The sequence below is a fragment of the Amycolatopsis keratiniphila subsp. keratiniphila genome, from assembly GCF_001620365.2.
Classification (GTDB): domain Bacteria; phylum Actinomycetota; class Actinomycetes; order Mycobacteriales; family Pseudonocardiaceae; genus Amycolatopsis; species Amycolatopsis keratiniphila.
Genome location: NZ_LQMT02000007.1, coordinates 198,130 through 214,725 on the forward strand (window position 1 = coordinate 198,130; position 16,596 = coordinate 214,725).

13 protein-coding genes are annotated in these 16,596 nt (G+C 69.5%); 6 read left to right on the forward strand and 7 right to left on the reverse strand.

Annotated features, from left to right (window positions below; translation table 11 throughout):
- The first annotated feature begins 274 nt into the window (after nucleotides 1-274).
- Nucleotides 275-1,387, forward strand: coding sequence for an erythromycin esterase family protein (locus tag AVR91_RS05275; protein WP_063270907.1), 1,113 nt, complete (start codon nucleotides 275-277; stop codon nucleotides 1,385-1,387).
- A gap of 176 nt (nucleotides 1,388-1,563) precedes the next feature.
- On the opposite strand, the gene AVR91_RS05280 is transcribed toward AVR91_RS05275, so the two are convergent.
- Together AVR91_RS05280 and AVR91_RS05285 are read right to left on the reverse strand one after the other, a co-directional pair.
- Complete coding sequence (locus AVR91_RS05280; protein WP_063270908.1) at nucleotides 1,564-4,530, reverse strand: AfsR/SARP family transcriptional regulator; 2,967 nt, start codon at nucleotides 4,528-4,530, stop codon at nucleotides 1,564-1,566.
- 87 nt (nucleotides 4,531-4,617) lie between these two features.
- Nucleotides 4,618-5,328 carry a DJ-1/PfpI family protein gene (locus AVR91_RS05285; RefSeq protein WP_063270909.1) on the reverse strand — a complete coding sequence of 237 codons (711 nt, stop codon included), beginning with the start codon at nucleotides 5,326-5,328 and terminating at the stop codon, nucleotides 4,618-4,620.
- Nucleotides 5,329-5,427: 99 nt separating this feature from the next.
- Between AVR91_RS05285 and AVR91_RS05290 the strand changes: the two genes are divergently transcribed.
- From AVR91_RS05290 to AVR91_RS05300, 3 genes are all read left to right on the forward strand, one after another.
- Nucleotides 5,428-6,405, forward strand: a complete 978-nt coding sequence (locus AVR91_RS05290; protein ID WP_043848155.1) for a GlxA family transcriptional regulator — start codon at nucleotides 5,428-5,430, stop codon at nucleotides 6,403-6,405.
- 41 nt (nucleotides 6,406-6,446) lie between these two features.
- The gene (locus tag AVR91_RS05295; protein ID WP_063270910.1) at nucleotides 6,447-7,859 is read left to right on the forward strand and encodes a YibE/F family protein; all 1,413 of its coding nucleotides are present in this window, start codon (nucleotides 6,447-6,449) and stop codon (nucleotides 7,857-7,859) included.
- Between the two features lie 87 nt (nucleotides 7,860-7,946).
- Complete coding sequence (locus AVR91_RS05300; RefSeq protein WP_063270911.1) at nucleotides 7,947-8,204, forward strand: hypothetical protein; 258 nt, start codon at nucleotides 7,947-7,949, stop codon at nucleotides 8,202-8,204.
- Between the two features lie 47 nt (nucleotides 8,205-8,251).
- Here the strand turns inward: AVR91_RS05300 and AVR91_RS05305 are convergent, their stop codons facing one another.
- Nucleotides 8,252-8,908 carry a hypothetical protein gene (locus AVR91_RS05305; protein WP_043848156.1) on the reverse strand — a complete coding sequence of 219 codons (657 nt, stop codon included), beginning with the start codon at nucleotides 8,906-8,908 and terminating at the stop codon, nucleotides 8,252-8,254.
- The gene (locus tag AVR91_RS05310; protein ID WP_063272694.1) at nucleotides 8,908-9,516 is read right to left on the reverse strand and encodes an MBL fold metallo-hydrolase; all 609 of its coding nucleotides are present in this window, start codon (nucleotides 9,514-9,516) and stop codon (nucleotides 8,908-8,910) included. Before AVR91_RS05310 ends, AVR91_RS05305 begins: the two co-directional genes overlap by 1 nt.
- 156 nt (nucleotides 9,517-9,672) lie before the next feature.
- Here AVR91_RS05310 and AVR91_RS05315 point away from each other — a divergent pair, with 156 nt between their 5' ends.
- Nucleotides 9,673-10,530, forward strand: a complete 858-nt coding sequence (locus tag AVR91_RS05315; protein WP_063272693.1) for a peptidylprolyl isomerase — start codon at nucleotides 9,673-9,675, stop codon at nucleotides 10,528-10,530.
- Between the two features lies 1 nt (nucleotide 10,531).
- A complete protein-coding gene (locus AVR91_RS05320) occupies nucleotides 10,532-11,320 on the forward strand; it encodes an aminotransferase class IV family protein (protein ID WP_076857263.1) in 789 nt (262 codons plus the stop codon).
- Nucleotides 11,321-11,678: 358 nt separating this feature from the next.
- On the opposite strand, the gene AVR91_RS05325 is transcribed toward AVR91_RS05320, so the two are convergent.
- From AVR91_RS05325 to AVR91_RS05335, 3 genes are all read right to left on the reverse strand, one after another.
- Nucleotides 11,679-13,133: an amidase gene (locus AVR91_RS05325; RefSeq protein ID WP_063275520.1), complete on the reverse strand. Its 1,455-nt coding sequence runs from the start codon at nucleotides 13,131-13,133 to the stop codon at nucleotides 11,679-11,681.
- A gap of 251 nt (nucleotides 13,134-13,384) precedes the next feature.
- On the reverse strand, nucleotides 13,385-14,164 hold the full coding sequence (locus AVR91_RS05330) for an enoyl-CoA hydratase/isomerase family protein (RefSeq protein WP_063275519.1): 780 nt from the start codon (nucleotides 14,162-14,164) through the stop codon (nucleotides 13,385-13,387).
- Nucleotides 14,165-14,194: 30 nt separating this feature from the next.
- Nucleotides 14,195-16,525 (reverse strand): RelA/SpoT family protein, encoded by a 2,331-nt coding sequence (locus AVR91_RS05335; RefSeq protein WP_016334752.1) that lies wholly within the window; start codon nucleotides 16,523-16,525, stop codon nucleotides 14,195-14,197.
- Nucleotides 16,526-16,596 lie beyond the last annotated feature (71 nt).

Genomic DNA, 16,596 nt, shown 5'->3' on the forward strand with positions numbered 1-16,596 from the left:
AGCTTTATAGCGGAAGAAGGAAATGCGATCCAGTTATTCGGAAGTGGATTTCTTGCGGTGCCGCAGTCTCGGGGCCGGTCCGTGAAGGCCTCCTTGCCTACCCTGAAGGTAGTGAAGGTGGCCTTCACGTATTTCGGAAAGACCCGCGCGCCGCCCCAAGTGCAGGCAACCGCACACGCTCCCACCTGACGCACACTTTGAGGCTTTCGCACCAGCTCAGCAGGCCATACAAGCTAAAGTTTCAACCGGAACATCAACGATATGCTTGAACCTCATGAGTCAAGACATCCGAGACTTCGTAACCCCCTCTTGCGACCTGCTGGCATTGGGCGAGCCGACCCACGCGACCCCCGTTTTCGCGGAGATCCGCAACGAGCTGTTCGCCCAACTCGTCGAGCGCGGCTTCCGTTCGATCGCCCTGGAAACGGATCGCGTGGCCGCGCTCGTCGCGAACGACTACGTCCGAGACGGCACCGGAACCCTCGACCTCGCGATGAGCGAAGGCTTCTCACACACCTTCGGCGGCGTCGAGGCGAACAGGCGACTGATCGCGTGGATGCGCGAGTACAACGAAAACCGGCCTCCCGAGGACCGCCTCACGTTCCACGGTTTCGACACCCAGACCGAGAACACGTCCGCGCCCAGCCCACGGCGCTACCTCGAGTACGCGCGCGACTTCCTGGGGCTCGACGTGGACATCGCCGGGCCGGCGGGCGACGACGAGCGCTGGAGCCGCACGGAAGCCGTCATGGACGCGGCTTCCTCGCCCGGCGCCACGGCCGATGCCTACCGCCTGCGCGCGATCGCGGCCGACCTGCTCACCGCGCTTCGCTCCCGGGAGCCCGGCACGGAGGCGTGGTCGCGGGCGGAGATCCACCTCATGGCGGGGATCGACCTGCTGCGTTACCACCGGCAATGCGCCGAGCCTCTCGAGCCGCACGAGCGCTACATGCCCCTCGTCGCGGCCAGGGACGCCTTCATGGCGCGGAACCTGCTCGACATCCGCGCCGCCGAAGCCGGGCGCGGCCGGACGCTGGTCTTCGCCCACAACCTCCATCTGCGGCGCCAGGCGAGCACCATGCGGGTCGCCGATACCGAGACCACCTGGTTCCCCGCCGGCGCGCTGGTGGCGCCGCTGCTCGGCGATCGCTACACCTTCGTCGCGACCAGCCTCGGCGGAAGCGAGGACATAGCGCTGGCCGAGCCGGAGCCCGACACCTACGAAGGGTTCCTGCAGAAACACGTCACCACGGCTTGGGGCCTGCTCCCCGCCTCCGACGTCCCGCCCGCGACCGTCCGCACCGATCCCACCCCGCGGCAGGGCTACTTCCCGCTCGACCAAGGGATGCTGACCGACGCGGACGCGATCCTGCACGTCCGCGGGTAGCTCTACGAACCGGGTGACGCCTCCCGCCCTCTGAAGGCGTCACCCGGCCACGAGCACGCGCCGCCACCCCCAGTTCCGCGAATTCGGGGCGGCGCGAAGTCCGCTCACATGAGCAGCAGTCAACACACCGTCGCCATAACTTCGCCAAACGCGGCGGCCGCCGGTCCTCCGCCGGGCTATGCCGGAGTCGCCCCGAAGCGGATCTTCGTCAAGGCTTCACGAGCCCGGTCCCGCTGGCGTCCGCTCCCGTCGACGGCGGAAAGGCCCTGGAGCGCACGCAGTTCCCACACCGGGAATCCCAGTTCCCGGAACAGTCCCGCCGCGGTCCGGAGCCCTTCGGCGGCTTCGGTCGCGACGCCTTCGTCGGCCCGTAGGCGTCCGAAGCTGAGCAAGGCGTATCCGCCGCCTCGGCGGTCTCCGAGCTCACGGAAGGTACTCATCGCCAGGCTCAGGTGTTCGGCGGCGCGGCCGTGTTCACCCGCCAGGCGCAAGGACTCGCCGAAGCTTCGGTGCGTGTAGGCGGCGGCATGCCGATGTCCGACGTCCTCGAACAGTTCAAGCGACCGTGAAAGGCATCGTTCGCTCTCCCCCGCGTCGCCGGTTTTCGCGTGAAGGTCACCGAGGCTCCGGAGGACGTGCGCCTCCCAATGACGTTCGCGCGAACTGCGCGTGCCGATCAGGGCGCTCGTCAGCAGGGCGCCGGCCTCGTCCACACGGCCGTTCCGTCGCAGGACGTCGGCGTACCGCTTCGCCGACCTGTCATGCTGGTGCCCGTCTTCGCAGTGGAGCGAAAGCAGCAGACTCGCGTCGAAGCACTCCTTCGCCCGGCGGAAGTCGCCGAGGTCGTCCCACAGCGAGCCGAACTGGGCCGACGCCATCGCCTGCCCGGCGAGGTCGCCGCAGTCCCGCAACAGGTCCAAGGCCTCCCGCAACGCGTGGACCGCCGCACCGGTCCGGCCGGAGTCCGCGTCGACGTCGGCGAGCGCGACGAGTGCGGCCCCGGTGCCCGGCTGATCACCCACGGTGCGGAACCTGTTCTCCGCCAACGAGAAACACGTCCTCGCCCGCGCCAGATCCCCCGCGTCGGCGTGGGCGTGTCCGAGCTTCAGCAGCTTCTCCGCCTCCGCGGGGACATCGAGGCGATCACGCACGATGCCGAACCCGAGCCAGGCGGGGGAACCGCCTTTCCGCGGGCCGACGAGATCGCTGTAGGCGTCGGCGAGCCGCATGGCCAGGCCGGTCCAGCCGTGGTTCTTCGCGGTGCGGACGGCGAGCGCGAGGTTCGTGGTTTCCGCGAGCCGCCAGCCGGCCGGGTCGGCCGCGACGCGGTCCGAAACGGCCGCCGGGACGTCCGCGCGCCGGGACGGCGGGTATCCGGCGCCGAGCGCGGCGGAAGCGTGTTCGGCCAACGCCGCCATCACCGTCAGCGCGCGCCTGAGGGCCCCGGGATCCGGCGGTTCCCGGAGCGCGAGCCGGATCAGCCCCGGCAGCCGGTACCGGAGGAACCCGGCCTGGTCCGGTTCGGCACGAAGCACGTGGTCGTCCACGAGTTCGTCGAGCAGTTCCGTCGCCTCGCGCGGCGAACAGTCCAGCATGGCCGTCGCGAACCAGTCGGCGATCTCGGTCGCGCCGGGGAAACCGAGCAGCCGCAGGGAGTTCCGTTGCCGTGCCGACAACTCCGCGAGGGACTCGGCGAGCACCGGACGGACGGCCAGGTCGCCGGCGGCGAGCTCGTCGAGGCGCAGCCGCTCGTTCTCCAAGCGGGTCGCGAACTCTGCGACGCTCAGCCGGGGCCGCTGCAGCAGCTTCGTTCCCGCCGCCCGCACCGCCAGCGGAAGACCGTCGCAGCAGGCCAGCACCCGGCGGACGGCGTCGGGTTCGGCGGACAACCGGGCTTCCCCGACGATCTCGCCGAGCAGCAGCCGCGCGTCCTCGTAGGGCAACGCCCCGACCTCGACCGGCCTGGCGCCGCCGAGACCGGCCAGCCGCCGTCGTGTCGTCACGATCGTCGCGCAGCCGGGACCACTCGGCAGCAATGGCCGCACCTCGGCTTCGGACCGGCCGTTCTCGAGGATCACCAACAGCCGCCGGTCCGCGGAATGGCTCTGCCACAACGAGAGCAGTCCCGCCCGGTCCGCGGGGAGTTCCGCTTCCGCAAGCCCGAGCGCGCGAAGGAACCCGGCGAGGACGTCACCGGGTTCACGCAGGTCGGCGACGAGCTGGCCGTCCGGGAACCGCTTGCGCACGCGCCACGCGGCCTGGACGGCCAGCGCGCTCTTCCCCGCTCCCGCCGCCCCGTGCAGCACGATCGGCGCGGGAGACCGCACCGCGCGACCCAGTTCCGCCAGCTCTGGCGCCCTGCCGGTGAAATCCGGCGTCGCGGCGGGCAGACGGCACGGCGCGCCGCCCGCCGACCAGCCGGTGCCGGAGATCCGGCGGCGGACCGCGAGCAGGTCGTCCCCCGGTGAGACGCCGGCGTGTTCCCACAGCGCCTGGCGGCAACGGTCGAGGACGGCCAGCGCCGCGTCCCGCCTGCCGAGACCGTGCAACGCCTCGGCCAGCCACCCGGCGAGCCGTTCGTCGCCCGGCCGGGCGGCCAGCTCCGGTCCCAGCCGGTCCGCGACCGCCTTGTGGTCACCGGCGGCCAGGTCCAGCTCCACGAGCTTGCCCAGCACCGAGCAACGCCGATCCTCCAGCCACAGCCGGTGCGCCTCCACCAGCGGGCCGACCGGCACGTCGGCGAAGGCCCGGCCGCGCCACAACCCCAGCGCCCGTTCGAGCAGCTCCTTGCGTTCGTCACCGGTCGCCCGCGCGGCCGCGGCCGTCAGCTCCGAGAAACCGGTGACGTCCAGCTCGCCGTCCGAGACCACCAGCCGGTAGCCGCTCCGGCCGGACCGCAGCCGCTGCCGTTCGTCGTCCACCGGCACACCGGGCGACAACGCCTTGCGCAGCTTGGAAACCGCCATCTGCACGACGGCCGCGGCACTCGACGGCGGTCCCTGGGGCCAGAGTTCGTCCACGAGGGTGTCCCGGTGGACGAACTCGTTCGGCCGGGTCAGGAGCACCGCGAGCACCCGACGGGGCTGAGCCGCCGACGGCAGCGGGACCGAGGCCGCGAGCGGGCCGAGCACCTTGAACTCCACGAACCACCTATCACCTGGACGGATGACCCGAATGTAACCCGGTGCTGTCCCCGAGTCGGCGAATTCTCACCCGGATGGCCGTCCCCCTTATTTCCCGGTGTGCGCGAGGAGCCGGTCCCGCAACGCGGGTTCGTCCGCGAGTGCCTCGTTCAGCGTGTGCTCCAGCAAGGGCTTGAGATCCCCGTACGGACGCTTCGACCAGTCCAGCGGCCCCTGCGGCGGCTCCGGGTCGTACTCGATCACGAACTGGATCGTCCGGGCGATCTCGGCGCCGACGAGCCGCTCGACCAGATGCAGCGCGAGGTCGATCCCGGCCGACACCCCGGCGGCGGTGATCACGTTCCCGTCCTCGACCCAGCGCTCGGCGACCGGTTCCGCGCCGAACGCGCCCAGCAGTTCGCGGAACATCCAGTGCGTCGCGGCCTTGCGGCCCTTCAACAGCCCGGCCTGCCCCAGCAACAGCGATCCCGTGCACACCGAGGTCACGAGTTCCGCGTTCGCCGCGGCGCCGCGCAGGTACCCGACCAGTTTCTCGTCGGCGAGCGCCTTCAGCGTCGGCGTGGCGCCGCCGGGCACGAGCAACGCGTACGGCGACGGGACCTCGTCGTAGGTGTGGGTCGCCACGAGTTTCAAGGGGTTGTCGGTGGTGACCGGATCCTTCGTCTCACCGACCACGACGGTGCGGTATTCCTGCGTCGTGGTCGCCATCCCGTCCAGCACGGTCAGCGGCCCGACCATGTCGAGCGGGGTCATCCCCGGGTACACCACGAACGCGATCGTCTTCTTGTCGTCTGTCATGGCGACAACGGTGTCCGAGAGACGGGCCCTCGGTGGCCCGGATGTCCGGATTCCTGCGAACAACGTCCGACGGCCGGGCACTACTGGTAGCGTTCGATCATGCCGGGTTCACCCAGACGAGTGTTGATCGTCGGCTACAGCAACGCCGAGTTGCTCGACATCGCCGGCCCGTCGGACGTCCTGGACGCCGCGACCAAACTCGGCGGCAAGCCGGGGTACGAGATCATGCTCGCCAGCGTCGACGGCCGCGGCATCCGCTGCGAGTCCGGGCTGACCCTGCAGGCACAGCACCGGCTCGACCAGATCACCGGCGAACTGGACACGCTGATCGTCGCGGGCGGCACGGGACACGAGGCCGCCGCCGCGGACGCCAGGTTCGTCACCCATGTCCGCAGGCTGGCGCAGCAGAGCCGCCGGGTCGCCTCGGTGTGCACCGGCGCCACCGTGCTCGCCGCGTGCGGGCTGCTCAACGGCCGCCGCGCCACCACCCACTGGCGGTTCGCGAACCGGCTCGCGACGAACTACCCGCAGGTGAACGTCGACCCGGTGCCGCTGTACGTGCGCGACGGCAACGTCTACACGGCGGCGGGCGTCACCAGCGGGATCGACCTCACCCTCGCGTTCGTCGAGGAGGACCACGGACCGAGCGTCGCCAGGGAGGTCGCCCGCATGCTCGTGACCTACCTGCAGCGGCCGGGCAACCAGGCGCAGGTGAGCATGTTCCTGTCCGGCCCGCCGCCGGAGAACCGGCTGGTCCGCGACATCACCGCGTACGTCGCCGAACACCTCGCCGGTGATCTCGGCACCGCCGTCCTCGCCGAGCGGGCCGGCATCAGCACCCGGCAGCTGACCAGGTTGTTCGACGCGCACCTGAGCACCACGCCCAGCAGGTACGTGCGGGCCGCGAGGACCGAGAACGCGGCGAAACTGCTGTGCGGCACCGAACTTCCGCTGTCCTCGATCGCGCGGCGATGTGGTTTCGGCTCAACCGAGACCCTTCGCCAAGCCTTCCTCGACCACTTCGACACCCCGCCCTCGGCCTATCGCCGTGTCCACCTTCGGCAGGCATTCGGATAGGCCGTGTGCGGGACGCGCCGCCGACTGTGGAGGATGTGCGGGTGAACCGCCGCGACATCTCCGACGACGACACCGGCCCGATTCGCCGGGTAACGGACACCCCGTCCGATCGTTCGCCCGGAACGTCCCGTTCGCCGCGCCGGACGCCGCCACCCGAGGGCACGCGACGTCCCCGCCCACCGGCCCAGCGGCCGCGGCCGGCGGAACCGGGCAGACGTCGCGCAGCCGAACCGAAGCCCGAACCCGAGCCGGTCGGCCACGGGCACTCGCACGGCCACGGCCCGGCGGCACCCGCGTCGCGCCGGGTCCGGCTGCTGCTGATGTGGCTGCTGATCCCGCTCGCCGTCGCGACCGTCGCCGGGATGGTCTTCCTCTATCCGTGGGGCAAGGATCCGGCGAAAAGCGTCTTCCCACAGGGGACACCGGTGAACGCGACGGTCACCGGGACGATCACCGGACCGTGCCTCGCCGAAGGACAGGTGCAGGTCGGCGAGCCGCCACCGGACGCGAAGCCGTGTCTCACCAGCGAGCTCACGATGACCGACGGTCCCGCGTCCGGGAAGCCGCTGAAGCTCACGCTGCCCATCGAGCCGAGCACGCCACGGTTCGCCGCGGGCGACAAGGTGGTGCTGTCCTACAACGGCGGCGACGTCGCGAACCCGGCGTCGTTCCAGATCGTCGACTTCCAGCGTGGTACGCCGCTGCTGCTGCTCGCAGGGTTGTTCGCGCTCGCGGTGATCGTCCTCGGCCGGTGGCAGGGGGTCGCCGCGCTGATCGCGCTCGGACTGAGCTTCCTGGTGCTGGCACTCTTCGTGCTTCCTTCGATCCTCGCCGGCGAAAGTCCTTTGCTGGTGGCGATCGCGGGCGCGGGCGCGATCATGTTCGTCGCGCTGTACCTGACGCACGGGCTGTCCGCGAGAACCTCGGTGGCGGTGCTGGGCACCCTGGTGAGCCTGGTCCTGATCGGCGTCCTGTCGGCGATCTTCTCGGCAGCCGCGTCGCTGACCGGGCTCGACGACAGCACCTCTCAGCTGATCGGCTCGCTCGGGCACGGGATCGACGCGCGGGGACTGCTGCTGGCGGGTGTCGTGATCGGTGCGCTCGGTGTGCTCGACGACGTCACCGTGACGCAGACGAGCGCGGTGTGGGAGCTCCGGCGGGCGAACCCGGCGCTCGGGTGGCGTGAGCTGTACGGCGCCGGCCTGCGGATCGGGCGCGATCACGTCGGCTCGGCGGTCAACACGCTCGTGATGGCGTACGCGGGGGCGGCGCTGCCGGTGCTGCTGTACACGTCGCTCTCGGGCGTCGGACTCGGCTCGATCCTGGGCGCGGAGAACATCGCCCAGGAGATCGTGCGGACGCTCGCCGGAAGCGTCGGCATCGTCGCGGCGGTCCCGGTCACCACCGTGCTGGCCGCGCTGATCGCCTCGCGGGAGCCCCAAGAGTCCCTGTAGCCACAAGCGCCCCAAAGCACGAGCCCACCCCGCGATCACGGGCCGGAGTCGGGTACGAAGAGGCCGCACCCGAGGTTCGGAGGGGCCATGTTCGCCGTGTTCGCCGTCCCGAGACAACTGACCGCGGTCGCGCGGCGCGTGCTCGTCTCGACGCTCGAAGCCGTCGAGGCGGTCCCCAAGATCGCCGCCGCGCTCGACGACGTCCGGGCGACGCTCAAGCACTCGGAGCGGCTGGCGACCTTCGCCGCGGGCGAGCTGCCGGAGATCGTCTACCAGCTGGAGGAGATCAAGACCCGGCTGGAGAAGCTGGAGACCTCGGGCACCCGGCCGGATCGAGTGTCATGAAAGGGTCGNNCGACCCTTTCATGACACTCGGCGCTGTCTCGCCCGGCTCAGTCCAGGGTCGCCACGAAGCGGCTGACCGCCTCCATCGTGAACCGCTGGATGTACTTCCCGGCGGGAGCCGCCGAGGCCAGCCGGTAGAGCGGACGCTCCGCCGCCGCGTCGCCGCGCGCTTCCGATTTCAGCTGCGCCACCAGCAGTTCCGAGAACACCAGACCGTTCGCGTCGGTGTTGTTCAGCAGTGCGTTCGCGAGCTTGCGCAGCTGCAGGATGCCCAGCTCCCGGCCGCCCGCGCCCGAGTACACGGCCAGGTCGACCTTCGCGACCTTGCGGCGCTTGCCCGCGTTGACCAGCAGGCTGACCGTCCGGGTCCCGCGCACATCGCTGATCACCAGATCGATGCGTTCGGCCGCGGTCAGCTCGATCCGCCGCACGCCCCAGGTCCGCACGATGAGTGTGTCGCCTTCGAGCCACACCCGGCGGCGCAGGTTGTAGAACATGACGTACAGCAGCGGCAGCGCGATCACGCCGGCGACCACGAGCCCGGCGATCTCACCGCCGATCAGCCCGGCGATCCCGCCGAACGCGGCCGCGAAGATCACGACGCCCGCGACGCTGGAACAGCCGCGCTTGCGACGGAGTTTGGGGTCGTCGTGGAACAGCGGGAGTCGTTCTGGGGTCTCCGGGGTCCCGGTGGGCTCGGTCATCACGCGCCCGTCCCGGCCAGGAACGGGTTCGCCGCCCGCTCTCGACCGATCGTGGTGGCCGGACCGTGGCCAGGGAGGACGACGGTGTCGTCGGACAGCGTCATCACCTTGGTGCCGAGGGAACGCACGAGCTCACCGCCGTCACCGGAGGACCGGCCGATCGAACCGGCGAACAGGCTGTCCCCGGTGAGCACGATCCTGCCGCCCTCGGCGGAGGTCAGCCCGAAGACCACCGAACCGGCGGTGTGACCCGGTGTGCCGGACACCGTGATCTCCAGCCCGGCCAGCCTCAGCGGGCCATCGACGAGTGGCACGATCCCGTCCTTCCGTTGACCGGCGTCCTGGCCGAGGAGTGGCCGGTCCGCCTCGTGCAGATAGAGAGGTATCCCGTGGCGCGCGCCGACCTCGCCCGCCGAAGCGACGTGATCGGGGTGGCCGTGGGTGGCGAGCATCGCGACAGGCGTCAAACCGTGCTCGGCGAGCGCGGCCTCGATCGGCTCGGCTGCTTCCTCGCCGGGGTCGACGATCACGCACTCACCGCCGCCGTCCGGGGCGAGCAGGTAGCAGTTGGCTTCGAGGGGGCCCGCCGGAAAACCGACAACCAGCACGAAACGCCTCCTCAGATCTTCCGCCGAACAGGTGACAGGATGGCCCTGATCACGATCAAGTAAGCCTAGCGGCCCCTGTACGGGGGCCTCACAGGCTGTGCCAATAGACTCCCGCTACCTCAGACGTGTGACATCGAGTGGAAACCGGGAGGGCGGGTGCCGACCAACCAGCAGCGCCGCGAAGCCGCGAAGCGCAAGCTCGAGCGACAGATCGTGCGACGGGCCGAGAAGGCCAAGCGGCGCAAGATCGTCGGCTCGGTGGCGGTCGTCGGCGTCGTCGCCGTCGTGGCGGGCGCGGTGTGGTGGATCGTCAGCAGTAACAGTGGTGACGATGCCGCCTCCGACGCTTCCCCGAGCTCGGCTCCTCCGACCCCCGAGGTCACCATCCCCACGGAGCGCACTCCGATGCCGAAGCGGCCGACACCGCTGGCGAACCCGGTGACTTGCGACTACAAGGACGACGCCACCAAGCCGGCTTCGAAGAAGGTGAACAAGCCGGAAGGCAAGGACGTCTCTTCGAACGGCACGGTGAACGTCGTGCTGAAGAGCACCGCGGGCGACATCCCGCTGACGCTGGACCGGGCGCTCGCCCCGTGCGCCGTGCAGAGCTTCATCAGCCTTTCCCAGCAGGGCTACTTCAACGACACCAAGTGCCACCGGCTCGGCACCAGCGGCCTGCAGATGCTGCAGTGCGGTGACCCCGAGGCCACCGGCATGGGCGGCCCGGGCTACACGATGCCGGACGAGGCGTTCAAGGAGATCAAGTACGGCCGCGGGATCCTCGCGATGGCGAAGACGCAGCAGCCGAACTCCGGCGGAAGCCAGTTCTTCATGGTCTACGGCGAGGCCGAACTGCCCGCGGAATACTCGGTCTTCGGCAGCATCTCCGACGAGGGCCTGAAGGTGCTCGACAAGGTCGCCAAGGCGGGCGCGAACGCGCAGGCCGGCAACGGCGACGGCACCGGCCCGCCCAACACCGAGGTCAAGTTCACCGGCGTCACGGTCAACGCCTGACGTGAAGCTGGAGATCAACGGCGCGCCCGCCCGGTCGGCAGACCTGGCGGGCGCGTTCGGCTATGGCCACTTCACCGCGATGCAGGTCCGCGACGGCAAGGTCCGCGGCCTGGACGTCCACCTTCGCCGCCTCGTGACGAGCACGCGGCGGATGTTCGGCAGCGACCTCGACACCGACGCGGTGCGCGCGTACGTGCGGCAGGCGATCCGAGGCGAGGACGCGCTGTCGGTGCGAGTGCTGATCTTCTCCCGCGCGATGGACTGGTCCGATCCCGGCGCGCCCGCGGCACCGGATGTCCTCGTCCGGACCGGGCCGCCCCGCGAGCACGAGATGAAGCCGCTCCGCCTGCGGTCCGTGCGCTACGAACGGGTGCTTCCGGAGGTCAAGCACGTCGGAACGTTCGGGCTGCTCCACCACATGCGCGAGGCGAAGCTGGCGGGATACGACGACGCGTTGTTCGTCGACTACGACGGCCGGGTCAGCGAGGCGTCGATCTGGAACGTCGGATTCCTCGACGGCGGCACGGTGGTCTGGCCGCAGGCCCCGGTGCTCGACGGCATCACCCAGCAGCTCGTGCGACGCGGGCTGGAGCGGAACGGGATCCCGCAGGAGATCCGTGACGTCCGCCCCGCCGACCTGCCGGGGTTCGACGCCATGTTCCTGACCAATTCGGAGTCGGTCGGCTGGCCGGTGGCGTCGGTGGACGACGTCGAGCTGTCGCACGCTCCGGAAACGAGCCGGATCCTCGCCGAAGCGTACGACAGCAATCCCTGGGACGAGATCTATTGAAGGGAAGGGCGAGAGTGGCGCACCACTAGACGTTCTTCGCCAGCTTCAGACGGGTAAGAAAGCCCAGGCGACGTGAGTCCGGACTGGCGATGCAGACAGGCCTGATCCCGAGTGTCCACAAGGGGCATATCGCGCCGATCGGACATCCAATGGATACCTTTATGTCCGTTTCCGGGCAGGGTCGTGAGTGATAATGAGGGTTAGAACCACCCAAATCACTCACGACCCCTGCGCAAAGTGACCAAATCGGGCATTTTGCCTTTACAGGTATCCCTTGTGGACAGTCAAGAGCGCGCCAGGTCTCTGTGGTGAGCATGCTCTCGCCACCAACTCCATCACGCCATGTTTGACTTACCTCTCAATAGCTCGGCGCTTGGAAGCCGCCGAGCGTCTGTTCGAGCAGTTCCGCCAGCCGCAGCGGGGTGCGGTCCTCGAACGCCGGACCGATGAGCTGCACTCCCACCGGAAGTCCCTCGTCGGACCGGCCGGTCGGCACGGCCGTGGCGGGCAGGCCGGGCATGGTGGCCACGCCCGCCCAGACGAGCTGGTCGAAGTACGGATACCCGACACCGTCGATGTCGATCTGGCGTCCCAGCAGATCGGGGTCGTGATCGTGCGGGAACGCGGGGGTCGGCGTGATCGGGCAGACCACGGCGTCGAACTCGGCGAACAGCTGCCGCCAGCCGTGCCGGTGGCGTTCGCGATGGTCGTACACCGCCAGCCAGTCGCGATGGGTGAACACCATGGCGCGTAGCCGCGCCGCGTCGAGGCTCCGGTCGTCCGCGTTCAGCCCGGCGGCATTGGCCTGCAGTTGCTCGTACGCCTCGACGGGGAAACGCGCGACGGTGCTCGAGAACAGCAACTGCGTGTAGAGCGTCGCGGACTCGGTCAGATCGGGGAACAACGGGCTGTAGCGTTCGACGCGGGCGCCACCGTCGGCCAGCGCGTCGGCCACCCGGTTCACACCGGCCCGCACAGCCGCCCCGGTCGGGATGAGCGGATGGTCCTCGATCACCAAGACCCGGAAGTCGCCGAGCCGCTCATGGCGCGCGGGCGGCAGCTTCACCTCGTACGCCATCCCGTGTGTCAGCGGATCCGGTCCGGCCATGACGTCGAGCAGGAGCATGAGGTCGCGGGCGGTGCGCGCCATCGGACCGGCGACAGCCAGGTCGAGTTCGACCGGCAAGGCAGGAGCCGGAGGCGGGACCATGCCGCGGGTCGCCGCGAGCCCGACCGTCGGCTTGTGCGCGTAGATGCCGCAGAAATGCGCGGGGGTGCGCAACGAGCCGGCGAGATCGGAGCCGATGGACAGCGCGCCGAAGCCGGATGCCAGTGCCGCCGCCGATCCGCCGGAGGATCCGCCCGAGGTGCGATCGTGATCCCACGGGTTGTTCGTGGTGCCGTAGAACTCGTTGAAGGACTGGATGTCCTGCAAGCCTAACGGCACATTGGTCTTGCCGAGCACCACCGCCCCGGCGGCCTTGAGGCGCGACACCTGCACCGCGTCCTCGGCGGGCACGAAGCCCTGGTGCTGCGGCATGCCCCAGGTCGTGGGCAGGCCGGCCATGTTGAAGGACTCTTTGACCGTCACCGGGATGCCGAGCAGCGGCCGGTCCTCGCCGCGCGCCCGCGCCTGGTCGGCGTCGCGCGCGGCGGCCCGCGCCCGGTCGAAGTCCGGTACACAGATCGCGTTGATCGCCTTGTCTTCCCGCTCGATGCGGGCGATCGCCTCGTCGGTCAGTTCCGCCGAGGTCACCTCACCGGCGCGCAAAGCGGTCGTGAGTCCTTCGGCCGATTGAAATTTCCACTCCATGAATCGACCATAAGCACGTCCGGCTTAAGCCATAAAAAACTTTCTCACGCAACATCGCGGCCGGCGGGAAATCGACTTGCGTAGGCACAGAAAGCGCGACGACACAAGGCTTTTCGAGGCAGATTTGATGCCGCCGCGACTGTCCACACGGAACGCCGTCCGAAGGTGCCGCGAAGTCCGTGAAGGCCTCCTTGAGGGACCCTGGGTCCCTCAAGGAGGCCTTCACGGAACGCCGCGATGAAACGCGAACCTCAGCGATAAGTGAACTTCGGCGGTCGCCGCGCCAAGAACGCCGCCACCCCTTCGGCATAGTCCTCACCGTGCAGGGCACCGAGCCGGATTTCGTCCACTTCGGCATCGGATTCCTGCTGCCCCGCAACGATCTTCTCGATGATCCGGTTCATCCCGCGCACCGACGCCTGCGAACGCGAAGCCAGCGTCTCGACGAACTTCGCCGTCGAGGTCTCCAGCTCGCCAGCCGGGAAGACGTCGTTCAACAGCCCGATCTCCCGTGCCCGCCGCGCGTCGACGAGCTCGCCCGAGAGCAGGAAGTACTTCGCGTTCGCCGGGCCGACCAAGGAGACGAGCTGCCGTGTCGAGTCGAAGTGGTAGACGATCCCGAGCTTCGCCGGCGTGATACCGAAGCGCGAGCCCTCCGCCGCGAACCGGAAGTCGCACGCGACCGAGATCTGGCATCCGCCGCCGATGCAGTTGCCCTGGATCATCGCGACGGTCGGCTTCCGCGACGCCGTCAGCGCCGCCACGGCCCCGTCGACGGCCTTGTCGTAGGTCTCGGCCGCGTCGGCGGTCGACCGCAGGTCCCGGAACTCGCTGATGTCCGCGCCCGCCGAGAAGTGCGCGCCCGCGCCGGTCAGCACGAGGACCTTGATCGCCGGGGCCGCCTCCACCCGCGCCACCACGTCCGGGATCGCCGACCACATCCCGTAGGTGATCGCGTTCATCTTCTCCGGCCTGGTGAACGTCAGCCGTGCGACCTCGCCGTCGCGAGTGAATTCGAACCCGTCAGTCATCCTCGGACTTTAGCCGGGACCCACCGGCGGTCACGAAGCCGAAGTGACCCGATACACGTCGTAAACGCCTTCGACTCCCCGGACCACCTTCAGCACGTGCCCGAGGTGCTTCGGGTCGCCCATCTCGAACGAGAACCGGCTGACCGCGACCCGGTCGCGCGACGTCGTCACCGACGCGGACAGGATGTTGACCTTCTCGTCCGCGAGCACCTTGGTGACGTCGGAGAGCAGACGGTGCCGGTCCAGCGCCTCGACCTGGATCGCGACGAGGAACACCGAAGACGCCGACGGCGCCCATTCGACCTCGACCAGCCTCTCGGGCTGGGCCCGCAGGTCGTCGGCGTTGGTGCAGTCGGTCCGGTGGACACTGACTCCACCGCCACGCGTGACGAAACCGAGGATCTCGTCGCCCGGCACCGGCGTGCAGCAGCGGGCGAGCTTGGCCCAGATGTCGCTGGCGCCCTTCACCACGACGCCGACGTCGTTCGAACCGCGGCGGCGGGTGACGGTGGACGGCGTCGCGCGCTCGGCGAGCTCCTCCTCCGCCTCGTCGACGCCGCCGATGAGCGCGACCAGCCGCTGCACGACATGCTTCGCGCTGGTGTGCCCCTCGCCGACGGCCGCGTACAGCGAGCTGATGTCCGGGTGCCGCAGTTCGGTGGCGACCGCGCCCATCGACTCCGCGGAGACCAGCCGCTGGATCGGGAGGCCGACCTTGCGGACCTCCTTGGTGATGGCCTCCTTGCCGCCCTCGATCGCCTCGTCACGGCGTTCCTTGGCGAACCACTGCCGGATCTTCGCGCGCGCCTTGGGCGAACCGGCGAACTGCAGCCAGTCGCGGCTCGGCCCCGCCGTCTCGGCCTTCGAGGTGAAGATCTCGATGACCTCGCCGTTCTCCAGCTTGCGCTCGAGCGCGACGAGCCTGCCGTTGACGCGGGCACCGATGCACCGATGGCCGACCTCCGTGTGCACGGCGTAGGCGAAGTCGACCGGCGTCGAATCGACCGGCAGCGTGATCACGTCGCCCTTGGGCGTGAACACGAAGATCTCGCGCGAGGCGAGCTCGTAGCGCAGCGACTCCAGGAAGTCGCCCGGGTCCGCCGCTTCCCGCTGCCAGTCGAGGAGCTGGCGCATCCACGCCATCTCGTCGACGTCCATGGCGTTCCCGTTGTGGGTGCCTTTGGTCTCCTTGTACCGCCAGTGCGCGGCGATGCCGTACTCGGCGGTGCGGTGCATCTCGTAGGTCCGGATCTGGACCTCGAGCGGTTTGCCGTCCGGCCCGATCACCGTGGTGTGCAGCGACTGGTACACACCGAAGCGAGGCTGCGCGATGTAGTCCTTGAACCGGCCGGGGACCGGCTGCCACAGCGCGTGGACGACACCCATCGCGGCGTAGCAATCACGGACGTCCTCGACCAGGATCCGCACGCCCACCAGGTCGTGGATGTCGTCGAGGTCGCGGCCGCGGACGATCATCTTCTGGTGGATCGAGTAGTAGTGCTTCGGGCGGCCTTCGACCTTGGCGGTGATCCGCGAGCCGTCGAGATGGCTGGTCAGATCCGTGATCACCGACCGCAGGTACGTGTCGCGCGAAGGCGCGCGATCGGCGACCAGGCGGACGATCTCGTCGTACTTCTTCGGCTGCAGGATGGCGAAGGCCAGATCCTCCAGCTCCCATTTGACCGTCGCCATACCGAGCCGGTGCGCCAGCGGGGCGAGGACCTCCAGGGTCTCTCGCGCCTTGCGAGCCTGCTTCTCCGGCGGCAGGAAGCGCATCGTTCGCATGTTGTGCAGCCGGTCGGCCAGCTTGATGACCAGCACGCGCGGGTCGCGCGCCATCGCGATGACCATCTTGCGGATGGTCTCGGCCTCGGCGGCCGTGCCGAGCTTGACCTTGTCCAGTTTGGTGACGCCGTCGACGAGCTCGCCGACCTTCTCGCCGAAGTCGGCCTTCAGGCTCTCCAGCGAGTAGCCGGTGTCTTCGACGGTGTCGTGCAACAGCGCCGCGACCAGCGTCGTGGTGTCCATGCCGAGTTCGGCGAGGATGGTCGCGACGGCGAGCGGATGCGTGATGTACGGGTCGCCGGACTTGCGCCGCTGCTCGCGGTGCAGCTCTTCGGCGACGTCGTACGCGCGCTGGAGCTGCGCGAGGTCCGCGTTGGGATGCAGCTCGCGGTGGATGACTGCGAGCGGCTCGAGAACCTGCTTGACCGGCGCGGCCCGTTGCGCGGTGATCCGGCGGGCGAGACGGGCGCGCACGCGGCGTGTCGCGGACGGTGTCGGCGCCGCCCCCTGTCGCGCCGCACCGTTCTGCTCGGTGCCGTCCTTCGAGGACACCGCGGCATCGAGCTCTTGGCTCACCCGCACCTCCTGCGCTTCGTGCGGCCTTCGGACATCAAGGGTAACCGCTCCCCCTCGCGGCTCACTTGGTG

Coding starts and splice junctions, on each gene's coding strand:
- AVR91_RS05275 (WP_063270907.1), top strand. CDS start 275: ATGAGTCAAGACATCCGAGACTTCGTAACCCCCTCTTGCGACCTGCTG.
- AVR91_RS05285 (WP_063270909.1), bottom strand. CDS start 5,328: ATGACAGACGACAAGAAGACGATCGCGTTCGTGGTGTACCCGGGGATG.
- AVR91_RS05290 (WP_043848155.1), top strand. CDS start 5,428: ATGCCGGGTTCACCCAGACGAGTGTTGATCGTCGGCTACAGCAACGCC.
- AVR91_RS05300 (WP_063270911.1), top strand. CDS start 7,947: ATGTTCGCCGTGTTCGCCGTCCCGAGACAACTGACCGCGGTCGCGCGG.
- AVR91_RS05305 (WP_043848156.1), bottom strand. CDS start 8,908: ATGACCGAGCCCACCGGGACCCCGGAGACCCCAGAACGACTCCCGCTG.
- AVR91_RS05325 (WP_063275520.1), bottom strand. CDS start 13,133: ATGGAGTGGAAATTTCAATCGGCCGAAGGACTCACGACCGCTTTGCGC.
- AVR91_RS05330 (WP_063275519.1), bottom strand. CDS start 14,164: ATGACTGACGGGTTCGAATTCACTCGCGACGGCGAGGTCGCACGGCTG.